This is a genomic window from Oleiphilus sp. HI0132 (genome assembly GCF_001635845.1).
This window is the reverse complement of sequence record NZ_LWGJ01001107.1, coordinates 1-913: the sequence shown is the minus strand read 5'-3', so window position 1 is coordinate 913 and position 913 is coordinate 1. Positions and strand designations below refer to the sequence as shown.

The 913-nt window shown below is 43.0% G+C and carries 1 pseudogene; it reads left to right on the top strand.

Going from position 1 to position 913, the window contains the following annotated elements:
• Positions 1 to 317: 317 nt before the first annotated feature.
• A pseudogene (locus tag A3766_RS14600) lies at positions 318 to 913 on the top strand (hypothetical protein); the annotation flags it as partial.

The window sequence follows — 913 nt, the reverse complement described above, 5'->3', positions numbered from 1 at the left end:
TCGGAGCTTATTTAAATTAGACCCAAACGCTCTATGTTTGAAGTTTAATTGAAGATGATAGACGCTTTTTGTGTGGCAGTGCTCACCATTACATTGCGTAACTCAAATGCGCTGGAATGTACTTAGGAAGAAGACATACTGAGAGACATAATCCTTGTCTAAGTCCTTAACTGGGCTCGATTATGTCGAATAGGGAGAATATTGTGAAGCATGTCAGGTTAACATTTTTTTACGTTTCGGTTTTTCTGAATCGAGCCTTCAAAAGGCATTTTAGATTACCCAAGCCTTCAAATTCGGGCTTTTTGAGACAGGTATTGTTGAGCCTTGTTGCTATGATCAGTCTGCCTCTTATTGTTGCCTGTAGCTCTGATGGCACGGATCCTGTTGTAGTTGACTTACCTTTAGCTTATATAGAAAGACCTCTAGAAAATGATGAGGGCGAAGTTGAGCCAGATAATGCGGCTGAGCCGCAATCGTTTCGTCCTGGTGCTGTTTTATACCTAAAGCAAAAAGCATCACTTGATGCTCAAACGGTGGATATTTCTTCGGCAGCCTTTGCTGATGAATCGTTCTTAAACGACGACGGTGAGCTGCTCTACGATGTACGTGACCTCAGTACTTCTTATGATGGTAAGAAACTACTCTTCTCGATGCGTGCGCCAGAGATAGAGAATGCCGATGAAGAAGATCAGCCTACTTGGAATATCTGGGAATATAATATAGAGAGCAGCACGCTCCGCCGTATTTTTGATAGTACGCTGAATGTCAGGGCTGAAGATGGGCATGATATTTCACCCAGCTACCTTCCAGGTGATCGTATCTTATTTACTTCAACGCGCCAGACGCGTGCCAAGGCTGTTTTATTGAATGAAGGTAAGACGGGTTATCCTGCACTTGATGAAGAGCGAAATGT